We start from the raw sequence: 17,885 nt of genomic DNA on the forward strand, positions 1-17,885 counted from the left end.
AAGTGTAGCGATCGCGACTTGTCTAGACAACCCGAATTTCATAATTCCGGCTCGGGAGTTTCCCTGAGGCGCGACACGGCCGGCCTGAGCGCGGCGGCGCCTCGGTGAAATGACGCCGGCGGCGTCGTCCGCCTCGAATGCGGCGTCACGCCCCACCTCGCCGCCCGTCATGCGCAGGTCGCGTTCTCGGTCACCTTCTTCGTCGCGACGAGCGGCCTGCTCACGCGCACGCGCGCCGGTATCCACGACTTCGCCGAGCTCGCCGGCAAGACGGTCGTGATGAATCAGGGCGCGACGGCCGAGCGGCTGCTGCGCAAGATGAACGAGGAAAGGAGGATGAACGCGCAGATCATCAGCGCGAAGGATTACGGCGAAGTGAGCCTCGCGCTCGAATCGGGCCGCGCGGTCGCGTAGATGATGGACGACGTGCTGCTCGCCGGCGTGCGCCAGCTCGCGGCGAAGCCGGCCGACCGGGCGATCGTCGGCACGCAGCAGTCAGCGCAAGCGTACGGTTTCATGCTGCGCAAGGACGATCCGCCGTTCAACGCGCTCGTCGACGGCGTACTCGTGCCGCTGATGAAGCGCGGCGAGATCGGCGAGATCGTGGGCCGTACGACAAGTGATTCACGAAGCCGATGCCGCCGAACGGACTCGCTTGCGACTTCCCGATGAGCGACGCGATCCGCGCTACGCGGCGCCGCTCGACGGAGCGTCCTCGGCTCGGCGCGCCCACGCGACGCACGCCACATAGCCGGGCGCCGCGTCGAACCAGCCGGCGTCGAACGCCGCCACGCCGGCAGCAGGCGCAGCAGGCTCGACGATGGTGGTGGCTGGCGTCACCGGGTCGTGGGGCGGCACGACCGCGAACGCGCGCAGTCCGCCGACGATGCCGGTGCCCAATGCCTTCAGCAACGCCTCCTTCGCGCACCATACGCGCATGAAGGCGTCGGCGCGCGCGGCGAGCGGCAGGCCGTCGAGGTAGGCGGCTTCGGCCGGCGCGCAGACTTCGGCCGTCAACGCGCGCCAGTCGGCCGGGCGTTTGCAGCTTTCGATATCGACCCCCACCCGGCGCGCCACGGCCCACGCGATCAGCGCGTGCGCGCCCGCGTGCGACACGTTGAAGTCGAGCGCGGCGCGATGCACGGGGTCCAGCGACGGCCGGCCCGACGCGTCGACGACGAGCGCGACCTCGCGCGGCGCGATGCCGAGCGCCGCGCCGAGCACGTCGCGCAGCGCGGCACGCGTCGACGCGCTGCGTATCGTGTCCTCGTGGCGCAGATAGCGCGCGGCGCGCGCACGCTCGACGTCGCTCAATGCCGCGTAAGCGGGCGACGCGAGCGGCACGCGCCAGTCGAAATCGACGCGCGCGACGCGCACGCCGGCATGCGCTGCGGCCGGCGGCAGATCGAGCATCTGCACGCGCCACGCGCGGCACGGATCGGCATCGGGGGCGGAGTCGGAGGCGGAGGCGGAAGCGGGCGAACAGGACATCGGCACGTAGGGGGTGGTCGAATCAAACATCCGATGTTAATCGAATGCGCGCTCGAACATCGTCACGGTGCGCGCCCGGTCGCGGGCGTATTGGGTTCATATCGCATGCATATCGCGGGCTCGCGGCGATGGCGTCGCGCGGCTGCAACCGTGTGGCACGTCACCCCTGCGCCGCGGCGCCCGGCATGCCGCTTGCCGCGACCGTCGCGCGACGGCGTGCGTGGACGCGGCCCGGCGCATCGGCCGGCAACGCGCCGTGCTGCAGCCAGTGCAGCGCGAGCGGCCACAGCGTGTCGGCGAAGCGGCTGTGGAAGAACGCGAAGTGCCCGATCTCGGCGACGCCGATGTCGTGCGGTGCAAGCCGCAGATGCGTGACGTCGCTGCCCGTGTAGTAGCCGGCCAGTCGTTCGATCGCGTCGATCGTGCCGAATGCGTCGTCGTCGAGTCCGATCGCCAGCATCGGCGCCGACAGCCGTGCGAAGCGGCCGGGCAGCGCGGCGCGGCTCGCGGCGGACTCGGCGAGCGGGCCGCGCGTGTATGCGTCTTCGAAGCGGGCCTGCGAGCGCACCCACGACAGCGCGACGCCGCGCGGCGTGTCTTCCATCCAGCCGAGCCGCTTCGCGGGCACGTAGCCGAACACCGCGGCGAGCGCCGGCATCGCGACGTGCCACTTCCACCACATGCGGCGCCGCTGCTGATGCCGATAGTCGCGCCAGTACGCGTACTGCGCGCCGACCGTCACCACGCGACGCACCGCTGCGTTCGACGCCGCGAGCCCGAGCACGCAGCCGCCGATGCTGTGTGCGACGACGTCGACCGGCTGGCCGGGAAACGCATCGCGCGCGTACTGCAACGCGGCCTCGCAGTCGAGCCGCCCCCAGTCGAGCCAGTTCGCGCGCAGCGTCGCGAGCCGCGCGGGGCGCGACCCGCCGATCCCGCGGTAGTCGTAGACGAGCACGTCGCGGCCATGCGCGAACAGCCACGCGGCGAAGCGGAAGTAATAGTCGCAGCGCACCGACGTCGCGCAATTGACGACCGTCACCGGCCGGCCGGCGCTCGCGCCGCCGCGATGCCGCCACACGTGCGCGCGCAGCGTGTAGCCGTCGGCGGCGGTCAGCGTCACGGCCTGCGGCGGCAGCGCATCGGCCGTACGCTCGTCGGCCGGCGCGGCGTCGTGCACGGCCTCGCGGGCCTGGTTCGAATTCGTCATCCCGTCTCCTGTGCCGCCGCGGATGCGGCGGCGCTCCATCTGCTCGACCGGCTTCCATTGAACTTGACGCTTGCGGCGTTCTCAACCAATCTTGCTGCTCCGTTCGCATGAGCCATACGCATGTCAACGCCGCTCGTCCGCCTCCCGTCGCTCGACCTCGTGCGCGGCTTCGTCGCCGTCGGCCGCCGCATGAGCATCACGCTCGCCGCGCAGGATCTCTGTGTCACGCAGTCGGCGGTCAGCCGCCAGGTGCATGCGCTCGAAGCGCATCTCGGCGTCGCACTGCTGCAGCGCGGCTATCGCAAGATCGCGTTCACGCCCGAGGGCGAGCGACTGTTCCGCGTCGCGGACGCCGCGCTGCTCAGCCTGCAGGACACCGTCGCCGCGCTCGCCGCCGCGCGCGAGCGCCAGCCCGTGACGATCACCGCGAGCATCGGCGTGACGGCGCTGTGGCTGCTGCCGCGGCTGGGCCGCCTGCAGGCGCGCCTGCCCGACATCGACTTGCGCGTGGCCGCGAACGACAAGGTACTCGATTTGCGTGCGGAAGGCATCGACCTCGGCATCCGCTACTGCCCGCGCGAGCGCGCGCCGGCCGGCGCGCTGCATCTGTTCGACGAGATCGTCGTGCCAGTCGCGCACCCGGCGCTCGCCGCGCGTCCCGTCGCCGATGCTGCGGCGATCGCCGACCACGTGCTGCTCGAATTCGACGGGCCGCCGCAGACGCAGCTGCAGTGGCGCGCGCACCTGCACGCGGCGGGCCTCGACGACGCGCGGCCGAAGGGCGTGCTGCGCTTCAACCAGTACGATCAGGTGATCCACGCGGCGATCGCGGGCCAGGGCATCGCGCTCGGACGGCTCGCGCTCGTCGCGCCGATGCTCGCCGACGGCCGCCTCGCGGTGGTCGGCCCGCACTCGCACGTGCGCTCGAATGCGTATGGCTACTGGTTGTTCCGGCACGATGCGGCGCCGCGCCACGAAGTGGCCGACGTACGCGACTGGATTCTCGCGGAAGCCGCCGACTGCGCGGAGGCGATGCGCGCGTACGACGTCGCGCAGAGGTGATCGCGGCGGCGGCCAGCGAGCCGGGGCACGCCGCCCCATCGTTGGCGCGCGCCGCGTTGAGTTGCTGCGCGCGGAACGCTTGCGGCCTGTCCCGTCTGCATCGCCGCGCTCAGCTCAGTCGCATCGGCTCGCATTCCCGTCACGTTGATCCGCTTCGCGCCGAGTGCTGTCGGCCTGTCCCGCTTGCATCTCCGCGCGCGGCGCACTTGCAGCCGAACCGGCTCACCCTCCTCTCACGTCGATCCGATTACACGCCGACCGCTTGCGCCCCGTCCGCGTCTGCATCGCCGAGGCCGACCGCCTTCGCCGCGGCCGGGTTTGCATCGCCGCGCCCGGCGTGCCCGTAGCCGCCCGGACTCACATTCCCGTCACGCATGCGAATCCGACCGAATGATCGCTTGAGCGACGACGCGGCGCGATCGTCTAATCGGTTCGAACGCGGCCGTCGCGCCGCACGGCTTCATCCGGAGACACGCATGACCCCGATCGAACAAGACACTCGCCGCCGCTGGCTGCCGGTGCTCGCGGGCGGCCTGATCATGGGCGCCGCGCTCGGCATCCGCCACGTGCAGGGGCTGTTCTTCACGCCGGTGACGCTCGAGCACGGCTGGTCGCGCGAAGCGTTCGGCCTGGCGCTCGCGCTGCAGAACCTGGTCTGGGGCGTCGCGCAACCGTTCACCGGAATGATTGCCGACCGCTTCGGGTCGGTGCGCGTGATCGTCGTCGGGATGCTGCTGTATGCGGCCGGGCTCGTCACGATGGCGCTGGCCGCATCGACCGGCAGCTTCACCGTGGGCGCCGGGCTCGTGATCGGCATCGCGCTGTCGGGCTCGGCGTTCGCGTCGATCTACGGCGCGCTCAGCCGGCTGTTTGCGCCCGAGCAGCGCGGCTGGGCGCTCGGCGTCGCCGGCGCGATCGGCGGGCTCGGACAGTTCTGCATGGTGCCGGTCGCGCAGGTGCTGATCGGCGGGATCGGCTGGCAGCATGCATTCGTCGCGCTCGCGCTCGTCGCGGCATTGCTCGCACCGCTCGCCGTGCTGGTGCGCGACCGGCCCGCAGCGGCCGCCGCACGAGCGCACGGCGCCGACCAGTCGATCGGCGCGGCGCTGCGCGAGGCATTCGCGCACCGCGGCTTCTGGCTGCTGAACATCGGATTCTTCGCCTGCGGCTTCCAGCTCGCGTTCATCGCGACCCACCTGCCCGCCTACCTGCTCGATCACGGCCTGCCGGCGCGGCACGCGAGCGTCGCGCTCGCGCTGATCGCGCTGACCAACGTGGCCGGCACGTACGCGTGCGGTCATCTCGGCGGGCTGCTGCGGCGCAAGTATCTGCTGGCGGTGCTGTATCTCGTGCGCGCATTGGTGATGACCGTGTTCGTCGCGGCGCCGTTGTCGCCCGCGAGCGTCTACGTGTTCGCGGCCGTGATGGGGTTCACGTGGCTCGGCACCGTGCCGCTGACGAATGGCGTGATCTCGCAGGTGTTCGGCGTGCGCTACATCGGGACGTTGTTCGGCTTCGTGTTCTTCGGCCACCAGCTCGGCAGCTTCTTCGGCGTATGGCTCGGCGCACGCGTGTACGACGCGACGCACTCGTACCTGCCGCTGTGGATCGGCTCGATCGCGCTCGGCGTGCTGGCCGCGCTGCTGCACCTGCCGATCGACGATGCGCGCATCGTGCGCGCCGCGCCGCGCGGGGCCGCATGGGCATGATGCGCGCGGCCTTGGCCGCAGGCGTGCTCGCGTTCGTCGCGTGGTGCGGCGCGGCCTACTTCGACGCGGGCGTCGCGCTCGCGCTGCTCGAGCGCGCGGCGTCGTGCAACTGATGCGGCAAGCCGGCGTGTGTGCAGCGGCTAACGACGCTTCGGCAACGTGGCGAGGCATCGAGCGCTGGCGACGCGCGTCGTCGTGATCGACGAGCGGCGCCGGATAGTCGACGCCGAGCCGCACACCGGCCGCCGCACGCGCGAGCGGCGACGCGTGCCACGGCGCATGGAGCGTCGCCGCGTCGAGGCCCGCGCGTTCCGGCGCCCAACGGCGCACGCAGGCACCTTCCGAATCGAACTTCCGCCCCTGCGTGACCGGGTTGAAGATGCGGAAGTACGGCGCGGCGTCCGCGCCGCAGCCGTCCATCCACTGCCAGTGCGCCGGATTGTTCGCCGGCCGCGGCGGGCGTGTCACATGAGCGTCACATGCGCGTCACATGCGCGTCGCGCGCGTCGGTCAGTCGAGGCGAAACGCCGCTTCGAAGCGCTCGACGAACGCGTCGAACTCGGCTTCCGGCAGATGGTTGATGCCCGCCGCGCGCTTGCGTCCGCCGCCGGTCGGGAAAGCGCGACAGAAGTCGTCGGCCCCGAGCGGCCGGCCATCGGGCACGCGCACGCTGACCACCAGCCCGCCCTGCGCACACGGCGACAGCACCGCAAGCGCCGCATGCGGTGCATGGCGCATCCGCTCGTTGGCGAGCATCCCGGTGGCGCGGCGCGCCCAGGGCTGAGCGGGCATCCGGATCACGGTCGCGCCCGGCACGTCGCGCAGCGGCACGAGCGCGCGGGCGCGCGCCATGTCGTCGCGATAGCCGTCGCGCAGCGCCGCGAACACCGCCGTGTCGCGCACGAATTCGAGCGGATCGACACACGGCAGCATCGCATCGGCCAGCGCGGCCGGATCGAAATGCAGATCGTCGACGCAGTCGCCGTACGCGTTGTAGTTCAGGTACAGCCCCAGCTCGGCGAGCGTGCGGCGGTCGGCTTCGTCGATCCCGCAGTCGCGCGCGAGCGCGCAGCCGAGCGCCGGCAGTTCGTCGCCGAACGCGGCGACGATCGCCCAGCGCACGTACCGCCCGGCGAGGTAGCGGTTCACGAGCGCGCTCGTGCATACGTCGGCCGACGTGTCGATATGGGCGTCGAAATGCGGCGCGCCGGGCAGTTCGCCCGCGAAGTGATGATCGAAATAGCGCACCGCCGCGCCGTCGCGCAGCAACCGTGCGCAGGCGTCGCGGTTCTGGTCGTGCGACACGTCGAGCACGGTCACGCAGTCGCCCGCCCGCGCGTCGATGCGCTCGAGCAGCCTGATGTCGCGCTTCACGCCGGTCACGAGCGTGCCGCACTCGCCCTCCGCGAGCCGCAGTTGTTGCAGCGCGCACAAGCCATCCGCGTCGCCGTTGAACGCGAAGAAGTGCCGCCCCTGTCGTTGTTCCTGCATGATCCGTTGTCCCTTCGTCGGCGCGTGAAATCGCTGGCGTTCGCATGGCGCGTCGCTCCTTGCCCATCATCTTCCGGCACGCGAACCGCGCCGCGCAATAGCGCCGCCGATGGCGCGCGGTTGCGGCGCGTATTTTGCCGCAACCGCTTGTGGGTACGCCGAAAAGCTGCGCGGGGGTGTCCTTCGCCGCGGCCTTTCGGGTAAACCCGTGACGCCACCTCGAAGTCAACGTCGTACCATGTCATACGACGACATACCACAAATCCCCGTCGATACTCGATACACCACGCCGACGCCGCCCAAGGCCATCGCCCCGCGCGTCGCCCGACCGGAGACTCCTTGACCTCGCCTGCCCTGCCCGCCCGCGCCGTCTGCGCGCCGGCCGTCCCGAAAGTGAAGTCGCACGTGCGCCCGCTCATGCCGACCGCGCGGCCCGCCGACCCCAGCCTCATCACACCCACCACGATGCTCCGCCATGCCGAACACTGATCGCCTGACCGTCGTCGTATCGAATGCCGCCGACGGCGAGCTCGCCACCTTCTCGCTCGCGTCCGACGGTGCGTTGGCGCCGCTCGCCCGCTACCCGGCCGGCGACGCCGTGATGCCGATCGCCGTGCAGCCCGATCGCGCGCGTCTGTACGTCGCGGCCCGCGGCGAGCAACCGGCCATCGTCGCGTTCCGCATCGCGCCGGCGAGCGGCGCATTCGCGCGCGTCGGCGCGACCGCGATCGACGCGAGCCATGCCTATCTGTCGCTCGACCGCAGCGGCCGCTGGCTGTTCGGCGCGTCGTACGGCGGCAGCTCGTTGAGCGTCTACGACGCCGCGCGCGTGCGCGACGGCGACGGCACGCCGCTGCAGGTCGTGACCGACCTCGCGAAAGCGCATGCGGTCGTCGTGTCGCCGGACAATCGTTTCGCCTACGTCAGCTCGCTCGGTTCGGACCGGATCTTCACGTTCGCGCTGGTCGAGGATGCCGACGGCCTGCGTGTGCTCGAACACGGCGAAACCCGCGTGCCGGGCGGCTTCGGGCCGCGTCACCTGCACTTCGCGCGCGACGGCCATGCACTCGTCGCGGTCAGCGAATTCCAGGCGACGCTCGCGACCTTCACGCGCGACGCGGCGAGCGGCCGCCTCGGCGACGCGCAGGTCAGCGCCCATCACCCGGCCGTCGCGGGGCTCGCGCACGGCCATGCGCGTCCGCCGGCGCCCGCCGTGCCGTCCGTATGGGCGGCGGATCTGCACCTGACGCCCGACGAACGGTTCGCCTATGTCAGCGAGCGGACGTCGAGCCAGTTGCTGTGCTATCGCCGTACGCCCGACGGCACGTACGCGCCCGCGCATGCGACGCCCACCGAAACGCAGCCGCGCGGCTTCGCAATCGATCCGTCGGGACGCTGGCTCGTCGCGTGCGGCGAGCTGTCGGAATACGTGTCGGTGTACGCGATCGCGCCGGACGACGGCACGCTCACGCCGCATGCACGCGTGGCGGGCGGACGCGGTGCGAACTGGATCGCGATGATTTGAACGATCGGACCGCCGACGGGCCGCGCCGCCGGCGCGATCAGCGCCGCGCGCTTGGGGCCACGCCGGTCCAACGCTTGAACGCGCGCGTGAAATTCGCGCGGTCGGTGTAGCCGACCCGCGCCGCGATCTCGTCGACCGGCAATTGCGTGCCCTCGAGCAGCCGCAGCGCGTCGCGCAGCCGGATTTCGTCGAGCAGCGCCGAATAGGTTGCGCCGAATTCCGCGAGCTTGCGCTTCAACGTGCGCGTCGACACATGCAGCTCGCGCGCGACGTCGTCCACCGACGGATAGCCGTGCGCGCCGCAGATCAGCAGGTTGCGCACGCGCTCGACGATGCTTTCCGCATAGCCGAGCCGCGCGAGCTCCGCGTCGCATTGCTGCACGATCATCTGCGCGGTCTGCGCGTTCGCCGTGCCGATCGGCTCGTCGAGCAGCGCGGCGTCGCAGCGGATGCGATTCGCGCTCGCATCGAAATGGCAGCGCGGCAACCGCGCGCGGTAGCGCTCGAACCACGGCGGCTCCGACCATTCGAAATGCAGCTCCGCGCGCGACTGCCACGTGCGCGCCGGCGCCGGGTCGAGCAGCGAGTTGAACAGCATCGCCGTCTCGACGAGGAAATTCTCGACCGCGAACTGACGCAGCCGGCCGAGCGGAAACGCGTCGTACACGTCGATGTCGACCGTCCCGTCGAGCTGCACGAGCCGCACCGAAAAGAACGGCACACGTGTCGGCAGATAGCGGATCCCGAGCGCGATGGCCTCGCCGAGCGTTGCGCAGCTCATCAGCCCGAAGCCGATCAAGCCGGCTTTGGTCAGACTGCTGCGCAGGCCGATCTCGATCGCGATCGACGGGTCGTTCGTCGCGTCGAGCAGGTTGAACACGATCGCCGCCTGCTGCAACGGCGTGATGCGCGCGTCGGGTTGCGCGAGCCGCTCACGCTCGACGCCCGAGCCGGCGAGGATGCGATCGCCGTCGATGCCGCGCTCCTCCGCCAGCATCAGCATGAACAGCGCATACGCGGAGGACACCGTCGCCTTGTGCAGCTGGCGCGCGGCATCCGGGACTGACTGGGCCATGCGGCGGACTCCCGGGCGGTTTCGGCGGATTGTAGCGTCGGCGGCCCGTGATGACACCGCGGCGCGCCTCTAGGGCGTGCTGCCTGCTGCCTGCTGCCTGCGGCAATGGCCGGCGCCCCGCACGCGATGGCCCGAAATGACACCGCAATTGGCACCGGCGGCCCTCGCGCGCGCGGCTCGTGCGGCCTATCCTGCCGGGATCGGCATTGCGCCTCACTTTTTCCGCATGGATTCCGGTCGATGAGCCAACCCGCACCACCCGTTTTTCGCGACGACGCGGACAAGGTCGCGTACGTGCGCCGCGAGGTCAACGCGGCGAGCGACGCGCTGCGCGCGCGCTTTCCGTTGCTCGACCAGCAGAGCCTCGTGGGCACGACCGTGATGGCCGTATCGGTCGCCGCGATGCTGGCGATCGCGTGGCTGTACGCGCGCGGCGCGATCGCGTGGTACGTCGCGGTGCCGGCCGTCGCGTTCGTCACGTCGCTGATTCACGAGCTCGAACACGACCTGATCCATCTGATGTACTTCAAGAAGACGCCGTGGGCCCATCACCTGATGATGGCGCTCTGCTGGCTCGCCCGGCCGGGCACGATCAACCCGTGGACGCGCCGCCGCATGCACCTGCATCATCACAAGGTGTCGGGCGGCGAATCGGATCTCGAGGAATTCGGCATCACCAACGGCGAGCCGTGGGGTATCAAGCGGCTGCTGATGCTCGCGGACGGAATGCTCGCCGTCGTGCTGCGGCCGCAGGCGATGCGCCGCAAGGTCCGCCGGTACGTGGCCGCGCAACCGGTGCGCGACGCGGCGGAGCGCGCGCAATTGCGCGTCGAGCAGGTGTCGTCGTACATGCCGCTCGGACACCTGTACTACGCGCTGTGGCATGCGTTCATCGTCTACCACGCCGGGTCGTTCGTGCTGCATGCGTTCGGCTACGCGGCGAGCGTGCCGGTCGTCATCGCGCGCGCGATGCACGTCGTCGATTTCGTCGCGGTCGTGTGGCTGGCGCCGAACTTCGTGCGCAGCTTCTGCATCAACTTCGTCAGCTCGAACATGCATTATTTCGGCGACATCGATCCGCGTAACGTGATCCAGCAGACCCAGGTGCTCAACCCGTGGTGGATGCTGCCGTTTCAGCTGTTCTGCTGCAATTTCGGCAGCACGCACGCGATCCATCACTTCGTGGTGCGCGATCCGTTCTATATCCGGCAGCTGACCTCGCGCACCGCACACGCGGCGCTGCGTGACGTCGGCGTGCGCTTCAACGACGTCGGGACGTTCAAGCGTGCGAACCGATGGGGTGCGCGTCGCGGTCCGGCCGGCGGCGCGCCGCACTTGCAGCAAGACGCGTGAGCACGGCATGCGCCGATCGCGTCATTCGGCGATGGGCGGCAGCGGGCCTTGTCCGCGGATCCATGCGTGGTTCGCGAGTTCGGCCATTTCCTTGTCGCCGCGGCTGTCGCCGTACGCGAACAGCGTGGCGGGCGGCCGGTTCCCCCACCAGCCGCGCAGACGCACGACCTTCTGCGGGCCCCAGCAGTTCTCGCCCGCGAGCCGGCCCGTGAACCTGCCGCGCTCGAAGGCAAGGCGCGTGGCGAGCACCGTATCGATGCCGGCCGTCTTCGCCCACTTCTCGAGATACAGCGACGGCGATGCGCTCACCAGCACAACCTCGTGACCGCGCGCGTGATGCTCGCGCACGCGCTCGAGCATGTCGGCGCGCACGAGCTGCGGCAGATAGTCGTCGACGAAACTGCACGCGAGGGCGTCGAGCGCGGCTTCGCCGGCCGGTCCGAGCGCGAACCATGCGAACTTCGCCTTCGCGTCGCCGCGCGACAGCAGCCCCGCTTTCATCGCGACGATCCACGGCAGCGCGCGCAGGCCGGCCCACGCGAATCGCCGCGTGCCGACCGCGTAGCGAACGAAATGACGGAAGCTGTCGGAGGTCGTGATGGTGCCGTCGAAATCGAATGCGGCGACGATGCGGTCGGTCATGGCAACGGGATAACGATGAAATGCCGGGGAAGATAGCAGACTCTAGGCAAGACACGTGAAACCGGATCGCGTGGGGTGGAGCATGCGGGCATGGTGGGGGCGCTGCTGGCGTCGATGGCGTTGCTTGTGTCACCCGGCGTTGTGATCGGTGCTGCCGTTGTATCCGCCGCTCTCACCGCCCCCGCTCAGCGCTGCGGCCGCGCCGCCAGCGCCGCCGGCAACACGACGTTCATCAGATGATCCGCGCGCGACAACAGATCGGTCACGCGTTCGTCGAGCGCGCGCAGCTGCGCCGGTTGCATCCCGATCTGCCGAACCGCCTGCGCGACGATGTTGCGGCGATCGTGCAGCGTGCGTTCGACGCCCGCGTCATCCGGCGCGCGCACGACGTCCGCGACTGCGCTCAACGCGGCGAGCACGATCACGAGATGCTCCTCCGCGTGACGAACCTTCGCCGCGAGTTCTTCGGTGCGGCGCGGAAAGAAGCCGAGCGAATGCTTGAGCGCGCCGAGCGCCGCGCGGTAGTCGACCTCCGCGGACGCCGCGCCGAACCAGCGCTCGAACCTGCCCGCCTTGCGCGTCGCCTGCGCGAGCATGCCGGCCATCATGTCGGCCGCGCCGAGCGCGTTGAACTCGCGGGTCGTCGCGGCGACGGCCTCGACGAGGTTGCCGGCCGTCTCCAGCGCAGAGTCGCCGATCGTCGCGACCGTCGCGAGCTTGAGCGGCACCAGTTGCCGGATGTGCCGCTCGATGCGCGGCGCGCAATCGGGATAAAGATTCGGGAAGCGCGCCTGCGCCGCGCGAAAGCACGCGTCGAGCTGCGGGTGATTCGATCCGCCGAACAGCGCGCGGCCGGGCGCATCGACGTGCGCCGCGCGCGGCGCACGCTGGGGCACCGGCCCGAACTCGAGCGCTTGCGGCACGGGCCGCGCGGGCGCGCGTTCGCCCGACGCGCCCGCGGCGGGCGGCGGGTCGAACAGCGGTCGCCCGACCGTGCGCACGGGCGTCGTGTCGAATTCGAGCGGCTTCGGCCCGTCGGACGGCTTCTTCATCGCGTGTGTCCTGCCCCGCGGCGGTTCGCTTGGCGCGGCCGCCGGTCAGACGGCGCCGCCGTATGCGCGCACGAAGTCGCCGAGCCCGCGGTTGTAGCCCGCGCCGACCGCCTTGAACATGAACTGGCCATCGCGCCGATAGAAGCTGCCGACCTGGACCGACGTCTCCATCGAGAAGTCTTCCTCGAGCGCGTACTTCGCGATCACCGCGCCGGACACTTCGTCGGCGATCTGGATGTAGCTGTTACGCACCTGGCCGAAATTCTGGCGGCGCGCTTCAGCCTGATCGATCGTCACGATCACCGAGATCTCGTCGATGTCGGCCGCCAGCTTCGTCATGTCGATGAAGATCACTTCGTCGTCGCCGTCGCCGCTGCCCGTGCGGTTGTCGCCGCTGTGCACGACGCCCAGACACTTCGACGCCGGCATCCCGCGCTTCGGAAAGTCGTCACCGGGCTGGATGAACGTTTCGTTGCGATCCATCGTGCGCACCTCGCTGTTGTAGAACACGAAGTGCTGATCCGAGATCAGCTTCGGATTGCTCTGTGCGTCGTACTTGCAAAGAAACACCGACACGTCGAGATCGAAGTCCGTGCCCGTGTCCGTCCCGTTCGCGTCCCAACCGAGACCGATGCGGAATTTCTGCGTGCCGGGCGCTTCCTTCGACAGGTTGACGCGACCGCCTTTCGACAAATTGATCATCTGAACCTCTTCTGCTGGAACCGCCGTTGCGCCGGCGGCAATGCCGGGCCGCACCGCGCGGCCCTTCGTTTGATCGCTTGCGCGCCGCGCGCTCACTCGCCCACGACGGCGGCCCGGTCTTCCTTGCGTTGCACGACGATCGACGACCCCACCGCCGCTGCGATCGTCGCCGCGCCGATCAGCCCGGTGACGACCTCGGGCACGTCGAGCTTCACGCCGACGAACATGATCGTCGCGAGAGCGCCGATCGCCCAGAACGCGCCGTGTTCGAGATAGCGGTACTGCGCGAGCGTGCCCTTCTTGAGCAGCACGAGCGTCATCTCGCGGATGTAGGCCGCGCCGACGCCGAGGCCCAGCGCGATCAGGAAGATGTTGTTCGACAGCGCGAAGGCGCCGATCACGCCGTCGAAGCTGAACGACGAGTCGAGCACTTCGAGATACATGAAGCCCGCGACGCCTTCGCGCACCACGCGCGTGCCCGTATCCTCGCCGCCGACCAGGTCGCCCACGCCGTGCGCGATCACGAAGCCGATCACGCCGAACGCGCCGGCGAGCAGGAAACTGACCTGCTCGGTCGCGGGCACGTAGAACGACGCGACGATCACGATCGCGAGCGTCAGCGCCACTTCGAGCGCCGTGATGCGGCCGAGATGACGCATCGGGCCTTCGAGGAAGCCGATCCAGTGTTCGTCCTTCTCCTTGTCGAGCATGAACTTGAAGAACACCATCAGCAGGAACGCGCCGCCGAACGCCGACACCTCGTGATGCGCGGACGTCAGCACCGCCGCGTACTTCTCCGGCGCTTCGATCGCGAGCGTCAGTGCGTCGAGCAGGCCGATATGGCCGATCACCGCGACGATCAGCAGCGGGAACACGAGCCGCATGCCGAACACCGCGACCGGCAGGCCGAACACCATGAAGCGGTTGCGCCACTTCTCCGACCAGTTCTTGAGGACCGATGCATTGACGACCGCGTTGTCGAGCGACAGCGAGATTTCGAGCACCGACAGCACGGCGACGATCAGCATGTCCTTCACGCCGCCGAGCAGATAGGCGGCGACCAGTGCGAGCACCGTAAGGGCCAGCGGAATCTTGAAGTCTTTCAACATGATGGAGTAATCGGGTTGGGGAAAAATGGGCGAGCGGGTCGCGCTTACTTCGCGCGCACCCAGTCGCAGAATTCCTGCGTGATCAGTTGCTCGTAGATCTGCTCGTCGCTGACGTCGAGCGATTCGAGATGCAGGAAGCCGACGTTCGGCATGTCATCGGCGACTTCCGCGAGAAAGTCGAATTCGCTCGGATCGCCGACGCCGACGAGCGACCAGTACAGCGGGAAGTGCTGCGATTCGGCCAGCAGCTGACGTACGCGCTTGCGGTCGTTCTTCGGGTTCTGGCCGTCGGTGACGAACAGCACCCATGCGGGCAGGTGTCCGTTCGCGGGCGTCGACGCGGCCGGCGCCGCCTCCTCTGCGGCGCCGAACAGCCGGCTCAGGAAGCCGCGTTTCGCTGCGCGCTTCGGCTCCGGCGCCCTGAAGAAGAAGTCGACGATGTCGTTCATCACCGGCGCGTACTGCGTGCCGCCCCACTTGTCGATCCGCGCGTTCAGCACGTGGTCGGAGATGTACGCGCCGTAGTTGTCGGGCGTCGCGGTCGGCAGGCGGTCGTAGCCTTCGGTGAAGGTCCACGTATCGACTTCGCCGTTGTCGTCGAACTTCAGCGCAATGCCGAGGATCCGGTCGTGCGTCTCCTGGATCACGCCCGATTCGTACAGCGGCTTCGCGGAGCCGGAGATATCGAGCGCGGCGCCGACGCGCACGACGGGCGGCTTCAGCAGCTGACGTTTTTCGAGGACGATCGCGACCTTCGCCGCGCGTTTCTCAAGCGTAATCATGCGGGGTTCTCTCAGTTGTGCTTCGGAGCGAATCGGGTGATCAGTTCCTGTTCGAGCTGGCGCAGGCGCGGTGCGTCCTGCTCGCGCTGACGCTTGCCGTCGGCGATGATCTGCGTGACGTCGTCGAATGCGCCGAACAGTTGTTGCTGTGCGTATTCGAACGTGTCGGTCGAGATCACCGGACGCTGGCCCAGCTTCGCGATTTCCTGCGCGTTCTGACGGTTCAGGTCGGCCTGGGCGCGGATCGCCTCGTCGGCCGCGTCGTAGGTCGCGTTCGCCAGCGCCGCGGCGCGCTTCGTGCTCAGCTGCTCGAGGTAGAGCGCGAAGGCATTGGTCCATGCCGGGATCAGCACGGTCTTGATCGTCATGAACTTCGACGTGAGCGTGCGTTTCTGGTCCTGCTCCATCCGGATCTGCGGCGCAAGCTGCTTCGACATCAGCATCGCGCGATCGAGGTCGTCGAGCTTGCTTTCGAGCGCGTCGATCTTGCGTTTCACGTCGAGCAGGCGTTGCGCGGCGAACGCGTCGTCCGCAGGATGGCCTGCCGCGGCGTGCGCGCGCAACGCCGCAAGCGCCGCTTCGCCATGCGCTTTGGCCTGTGCGAGATCCTGATGCAGCGCGTAGTTGTCGTTGTACATCCGCTCGAGCTCGTCGATGCCGGCCTTCTGCCGCTGTGCGTGGTGTTCGAGCTCGACGACGAGCGTGTCCATGCGCTTGCTCACCGACTCGTACTGCGAAAGAAGCTTCTCCTTCGTCGAGCGGAACAGCCGCGTGACCTGCGTGAGGAGGCCGCCCTTGTCGGCGCCGCGCGGGTCGAGCCCCTTTGCCGTCGCGATCAGTTCGTTGAGCTTGTCACCGAACTGGTCGGCGTCGGACGCGCGCACGCTCGCCAGGATCTGCTGCGAGAAGCCGGCGATGCGCGCGCCCTGCGTGGCGCCGAGCTGATCGATTTCGTCGACGGTGATCAGGCGCGCGGGCTCCGTCGGATGCGCCGGCGGCACTAGAACGTTGGCTGTGTTGGCTGCATCGGCCGCGGCGGATACTACGACGGGCACCGAAGACGGCATGGAAGGACGATCGCTGACCGCATCGGATTTCTTGTCGTCGAATAGCGGCTTCATGTGGCTACCACGTTTCCTTTTCTGCTTTTTGCTACGCGTTGTGGTGTGCGCAGATGCGCGCATCTGCGATTGACGTACGTGCTCTCTCACGTACGGCAGACGGACAATAAATGCCGACGGTCATCGCGTCAAGCGACGTGATTTTTACAATTTCCATTCGTTTTGTAAGGTCCTGTGCGGGCCTGGTGGCGAAAAGGCTGCGGTTATTTCGCTATCGGGGCAGTTTTCGGAACTCCGGAAGGCGTACAACCTTACACGCGCGACGAATGCGAAAGAGAAATGAAATGTCGGGGTTCGAGGGGTGCGCGACGGATCGGTGGGCATTCGATGCTCGGAAGATGGAATGCTCCGCGGCTGGCTTGATTGACCGTGATCGGGCAATAAAGCGCGGCAAGCAGGCCGCGATGAACCGCGTAGTACGTCGAATTGCTCGTCACGATGAAGGCGGGCCTCATGCGCAGTAGAGCGAAGGGATTGCATTGGTCTGCGTGCGCAGTGTGCAGTGGATGTCGGCCGGCGTCGGGGGTGTCGACTTGGAGGTGTGCGACGCGCGATTGCATGCGTGTTCGCGTCTTCGTCTGGATGCGATCGATGCGCATCGGTCGCCTGATCGAACAGAGCGCCAATGTCCGTGGCAGGCACGACGTCCCTGGCGGGCCGAAGACGCATGACCAGCCCCGGCAGCCCTGCCAGCGTGGGACGCTCTGCCGGGAAATCGAGGGGCTGGCGGGCCGCCACCAGAGTTTGCTATACTCTCGGTCTTCCGGAGAGATGGATGAGTGGTTTAAGTCGCACGCCTGGAAAGCGTGTATAGGTTAATCGCCTATCGGGGGTTCGAATCCCCCTCTCTCCGCCAGAACACCCTAAAAGCCCTTGAGTCTTCAAGGGCTTTTTTCATTGGTTCACAACACTCGTTTCGCCGAGCGAGCCTGAGTTTTTCGTGGATCAACCCGCCTTCGCGCTACCTTCTTCGTACGTCGCTACATCGCAGCTCGGCGTTCTCTACTTCCGCCCAAGCCTCCGTGGCAGGCGTCACCGGCGAACGGTCAATTTCGTTACGCACGGGTGATCGCCGGACAAACTGGTACTCCCCGACGGTTCGTGGGCATACGTGTTCGAGCGCTCGCCCCGTGCGCCGGCGCATGCAGGGAGAATTTTTGATTGCAGTAAGCCCGGCACGAATGGCGAGCATCTCTCATTTGTAGAAACCGAGAACTGCTCAAGCTGGATGCAACCGTCAATCGCGGCTACGTCGCGATGCGCCAAGCCGATTCGAAAGAAATCTCATATCACGACCCGATTCGGCTGGATCAAATCGAATGGCTCAGGACGGTCCGCAATTCCTGCGCAGACAGTGCGTGCTTACTCGACGCATATCGCAACCGAATCGCCTATATCAAAGGCAGGATATCAAGCACCCATCCGTCTTATCCGGATGAAAAATCCGGTCAGGAAAGTGACTGATGCTGGCGTACGTCCAGGTAGGGGGCGCGTGCGCACTCGTGCTCGACGTTGCCGACGGAAAGACGATGTGCCCCTTATCATCCGGTGACGGGATATG

At 68.3% G+C, this 17,885-nt stretch carries 15 protein-coding genes, 1 tRNA gene and 2 pseudogenes; 7 read left to right on the plus strand and 11 right to left on the minus strand.

Annotated features, from left to right (window positions below; genetic code table 11):
- Positions 1-120: 120 nt before the first annotated feature.
- Positions 121-716 (plus strand): annotated as a pseudogene (locus EX20_RS20770) (amino acid ABC transporter substrate-binding protein); the annotation flags it as partial.
- Here the strand turns inward: EX20_RS20770 and EX20_RS20775 are convergent.
- Positions 688-1,491 (minus strand): 4'-phosphopantetheinyl transferase family protein, encoded by an 804-nt coding sequence (locus tag EX20_RS20775; RefSeq protein WP_011885454.1) that lies wholly within the window; start codon positions 1,489-1,491, stop codon positions 688-690. The pseudogene EX20_RS20770 and the gene EX20_RS20775 sit on opposite strands and share 29 nt — an antisense overlap.
- Before the next feature lie 160 nt (positions 1,492-1,651).
- Positions 1,652-2,701, minus strand: coding sequence for an alpha/beta hydrolase family protein (locus tag EX20_RS20780; protein WP_034194571.1), 1,050 nt, complete (start codon positions 2,699-2,701; stop codon positions 1,652-1,654).
- Between the two features lie 120 nt (positions 2,702-2,821).
- On the opposite strand from EX20_RS20780, the gene EX20_RS20785 reads away from it, so the two are divergent.
- The 3 genes from EX20_RS20785 (at position 2,822) to EX20_RS33190 (ending at position 5,585) form a co-directional block, all read left to right on the plus strand.
- Complete coding sequence (locus EX20_RS20785) at positions 2,822-3,763, plus strand: LysR substrate-binding domain-containing protein (protein WP_034194572.1); 942 nt, start codon at positions 2,822-2,824, stop codon at positions 3,761-3,763.
- A 476-nt stretch (positions 3,764-4,239) separates the two neighbouring features.
- Entirely contained in the window at positions 4,240-5,472 is a 1,233-nt protein-coding gene (locus EX20_RS20790) for an MFS transporter (protein WP_034194573.1), read from the plus strand.
- Positions 5,463-5,585 carry a hypothetical protein gene (locus EX20_RS33190; RefSeq protein ID WP_014723320.1) on the plus strand — a complete coding sequence of 41 codons (123 nt, stop codon included), beginning with the start codon at positions 5,463-5,465 and terminating at the stop codon, positions 5,583-5,585. Before EX20_RS20790 ends, EX20_RS33190 begins: the two co-directional genes overlap by 10 nt.
- A 27-nt stretch (positions 5,586-5,612) precedes the next feature.
- Here the strand turns inward: EX20_RS33190 and EX20_RS33350 are convergent.
- A pseudogene (locus EX20_RS33350) lies at positions 5,613-5,922 on the minus strand (FAD-binding domain-containing protein); the annotation flags it as partial.
- A 60-nt stretch (positions 5,923-5,982) separates the two neighbouring features.
- On the minus strand, positions 5,983-6,963 hold the full coding sequence (locus EX20_RS20800; protein ID WP_011885458.1) for a hypothetical protein: 981 nt from the start codon (positions 6,961-6,963) through the stop codon (positions 5,983-5,985).
- A gap of 475 nt (positions 6,964-7,438) precedes the next feature.
- Between EX20_RS20800 and EX20_RS20805 the strand changes: the two genes are divergently transcribed.
- The gene (locus EX20_RS20805; protein WP_034194574.1) at positions 7,439-8,488 is read left to right on the plus strand and encodes a lactonase family protein; all 1,050 of its coding nucleotides are present in this window, start codon (positions 7,439-7,441) and stop codon (positions 8,486-8,488) included.
- Positions 8,489-8,525: 37 nt separating this feature from the next.
- On the opposite strand, the gene EX20_RS20810 is transcribed toward EX20_RS20805, so the two are convergent.
- Positions 8,526-9,563: an AraC family transcriptional regulator gene (locus EX20_RS20810; RefSeq protein ID WP_011885460.1), complete on the minus strand. Its 1,038-nt coding sequence runs from the start codon at positions 9,561-9,563 to the stop codon at positions 8,526-8,528.
- Between the two features lie 240 nt (positions 9,564-9,803).
- Between EX20_RS20810 and EX20_RS20815 the strand changes: the two genes are divergently transcribed.
- A complete protein-coding gene (locus tag EX20_RS20815) occupies positions 9,804-10,916 on the plus strand; it encodes a fatty acid desaturase (protein ID WP_034194575.1) in 1,113 nt (370 codons plus the stop codon).
- Between the two features lie 21 nt (positions 10,917-10,937).
- On the opposite strand, the gene EX20_RS20820 is transcribed toward EX20_RS20815, so the two are convergent.
- From EX20_RS20820 to EX20_RS20845, 6 genes are all read right to left on the minus strand, one after another.
- On the minus strand, positions 10,938-11,558 hold the full coding sequence (locus tag EX20_RS20820; RefSeq protein WP_034194576.1) for an HAD family hydrolase: 621 nt from the start codon (positions 11,556-11,558) through the stop codon (positions 10,938-10,940).
- A gap of 185 nt (positions 11,559-11,743) precedes the next feature.
- Positions 11,744-12,610, minus strand: coding sequence for a hypothetical protein (locus EX20_RS20825; protein WP_034194577.1), 867 nt, complete (start codon positions 12,608-12,610; stop codon positions 11,744-11,746).
- 45 nt (positions 12,611-12,655) lie between these two features.
- A complete protein-coding gene (locus tag EX20_RS20830) occupies positions 12,656-13,312 on the minus strand; it encodes a TerD family protein (protein ID WP_034194585.1) in 657 nt (218 codons plus the stop codon).
- Positions 13,313-13,404: 92 nt separating this feature from the next.
- Entirely contained in the window at positions 13,405-14,421 is a 1,017-nt protein-coding gene (locus EX20_RS20835) for a DUF475 domain-containing protein (protein ID WP_034194578.1), read from the minus strand.
- Positions 14,422-14,465: 44 nt separating this feature from the next.
- Positions 14,466-15,203, minus strand: coding sequence for a VWA domain-containing protein (locus EX20_RS20840; RefSeq protein ID WP_011885465.1), 738 nt, complete (start codon positions 15,201-15,203; stop codon positions 14,466-14,468).
- 11 nt (positions 15,204-15,214) lie between these two features.
- Complete coding sequence (locus EX20_RS20845; RefSeq protein ID WP_034194579.1) at positions 15,215-16,324, minus strand: toxic anion resistance protein; 1,110 nt, start codon at positions 16,322-16,324, stop codon at positions 15,215-15,217.
- Between the two features lie 765 nt (positions 16,325-17,089).
- Between EX20_RS20845 and EX20_RS20850 the strand changes: the two genes are divergently transcribed.
- Positions 17,090-17,180: transfer RNA gene (locus tag EX20_RS20850), tRNA-Ser, on the plus strand.
- The last annotated feature ends 705 nt before the right edge of the window (positions 17,181-17,885 follow it).

Source organism: Burkholderia sp. WP42, assembly GCF_000745665.1.
Classification (GTDB): domain Bacteria; phylum Pseudomonadota; class Gammaproteobacteria; order Burkholderiales; family Burkholderiaceae; genus Burkholderia; species Burkholderia vietnamiensis.

Excerpts from the sequence above, each read along its gene's own strand:
- EX20_RS20845 (WP_034194579.1), bottom strand. The coding sequence starts at position 16,324 with ATGAAGCCGCTATTCGACGACAAGAAATCCGATGCGGTCAGCGATCGT.
- EX20_RS20825 (WP_034194577.1), bottom strand. The coding sequence starts at position 12,610 with ATGAAGAAGCCGTCCGACGGGCCGAAGCCGCTCGAATTCGACACGACG.
- EX20_RS20805 (WP_034194574.1), top strand. The coding sequence starts at position 7,439 with ATGCCGAACACTGATCGCCTGACCGTCGTCGTATCGAATGCCGCCGAC.
- EX20_RS20780 (WP_034194571.1), bottom strand. The coding sequence starts at position 2,701 with ATGACGAATTCGAACCAGGCCCGCGAGGCCGTGCACGACGCCGCGCCG.
- EX20_RS20840 (WP_011885465.1), bottom strand. The coding sequence starts at position 15,203 with ATGATTACGCTTGAGAAACGCGCGGCGAAGGTCGCGATCGTCCTCGAA.
- EX20_RS20790 (WP_034194573.1), top strand. The coding sequence starts at position 4,240 with ATGACCCCGATCGAACAAGACACTCGCCGCCGCTGGCTGCCGGTGCTC.
- EX20_RS20830 (WP_034194585.1), bottom strand. The coding sequence starts at position 13,312 with ATGATCAATTTGTCGAAAGGCGGTCGCGTCAACCTGTCGAAGGAAGCG.
- EX20_RS20820 (WP_034194576.1), bottom strand. The coding sequence starts at position 11,558 with ATGACCGACCGCATCGTCGCCGCATTCGATTTCGACGGCACCATCACG.
- EX20_RS20835 (WP_034194578.1), bottom strand. The coding sequence starts at position 14,421 with ATGTTGAAAGACTTCAAGATTCCGCTGGCCCTTACGGTGCTCGCACTG.
- EX20_RS20815 (WP_034194575.1), top strand. The coding sequence starts at position 9,804 with ATGAGCCAACCCGCACCACCCGTTTTTCGCGACGACGCGGACAAGGTC.
- EX20_RS20810 (WP_011885460.1), bottom strand. The coding sequence starts at position 9,563 with ATGGCCCAGTCAGTCCCGGATGCCGCGCGCCAGCTGCACAAGGCGACG.
- EX20_RS20785 (WP_034194572.1), top strand. The coding sequence starts at position 2,822 with ATGTCAACGCCGCTCGTCCGCCTCCCGTCGCTCGACCTCGTGCGCGGC.
- EX20_RS20775 (WP_011885454.1), bottom strand. The coding sequence starts at position 1,491 with ATGTCCTGTTCGCCCGCTTCCGCCTCCGCCTCCGACTCCGCCCCCGAT.
- EX20_RS20800 (WP_011885458.1), bottom strand. The coding sequence starts at position 6,963 with ATGCAGGAACAACGACAGGGGCGGCACTTCTTCGCGTTCAACGGCGAC.
- EX20_RS33190 (WP_014723320.1), top strand. The coding sequence starts at position 5,463 with ATGGGCATGATGCGCGCGGCCTTGGCCGCAGGCGTGCTCGCGTTCGTC.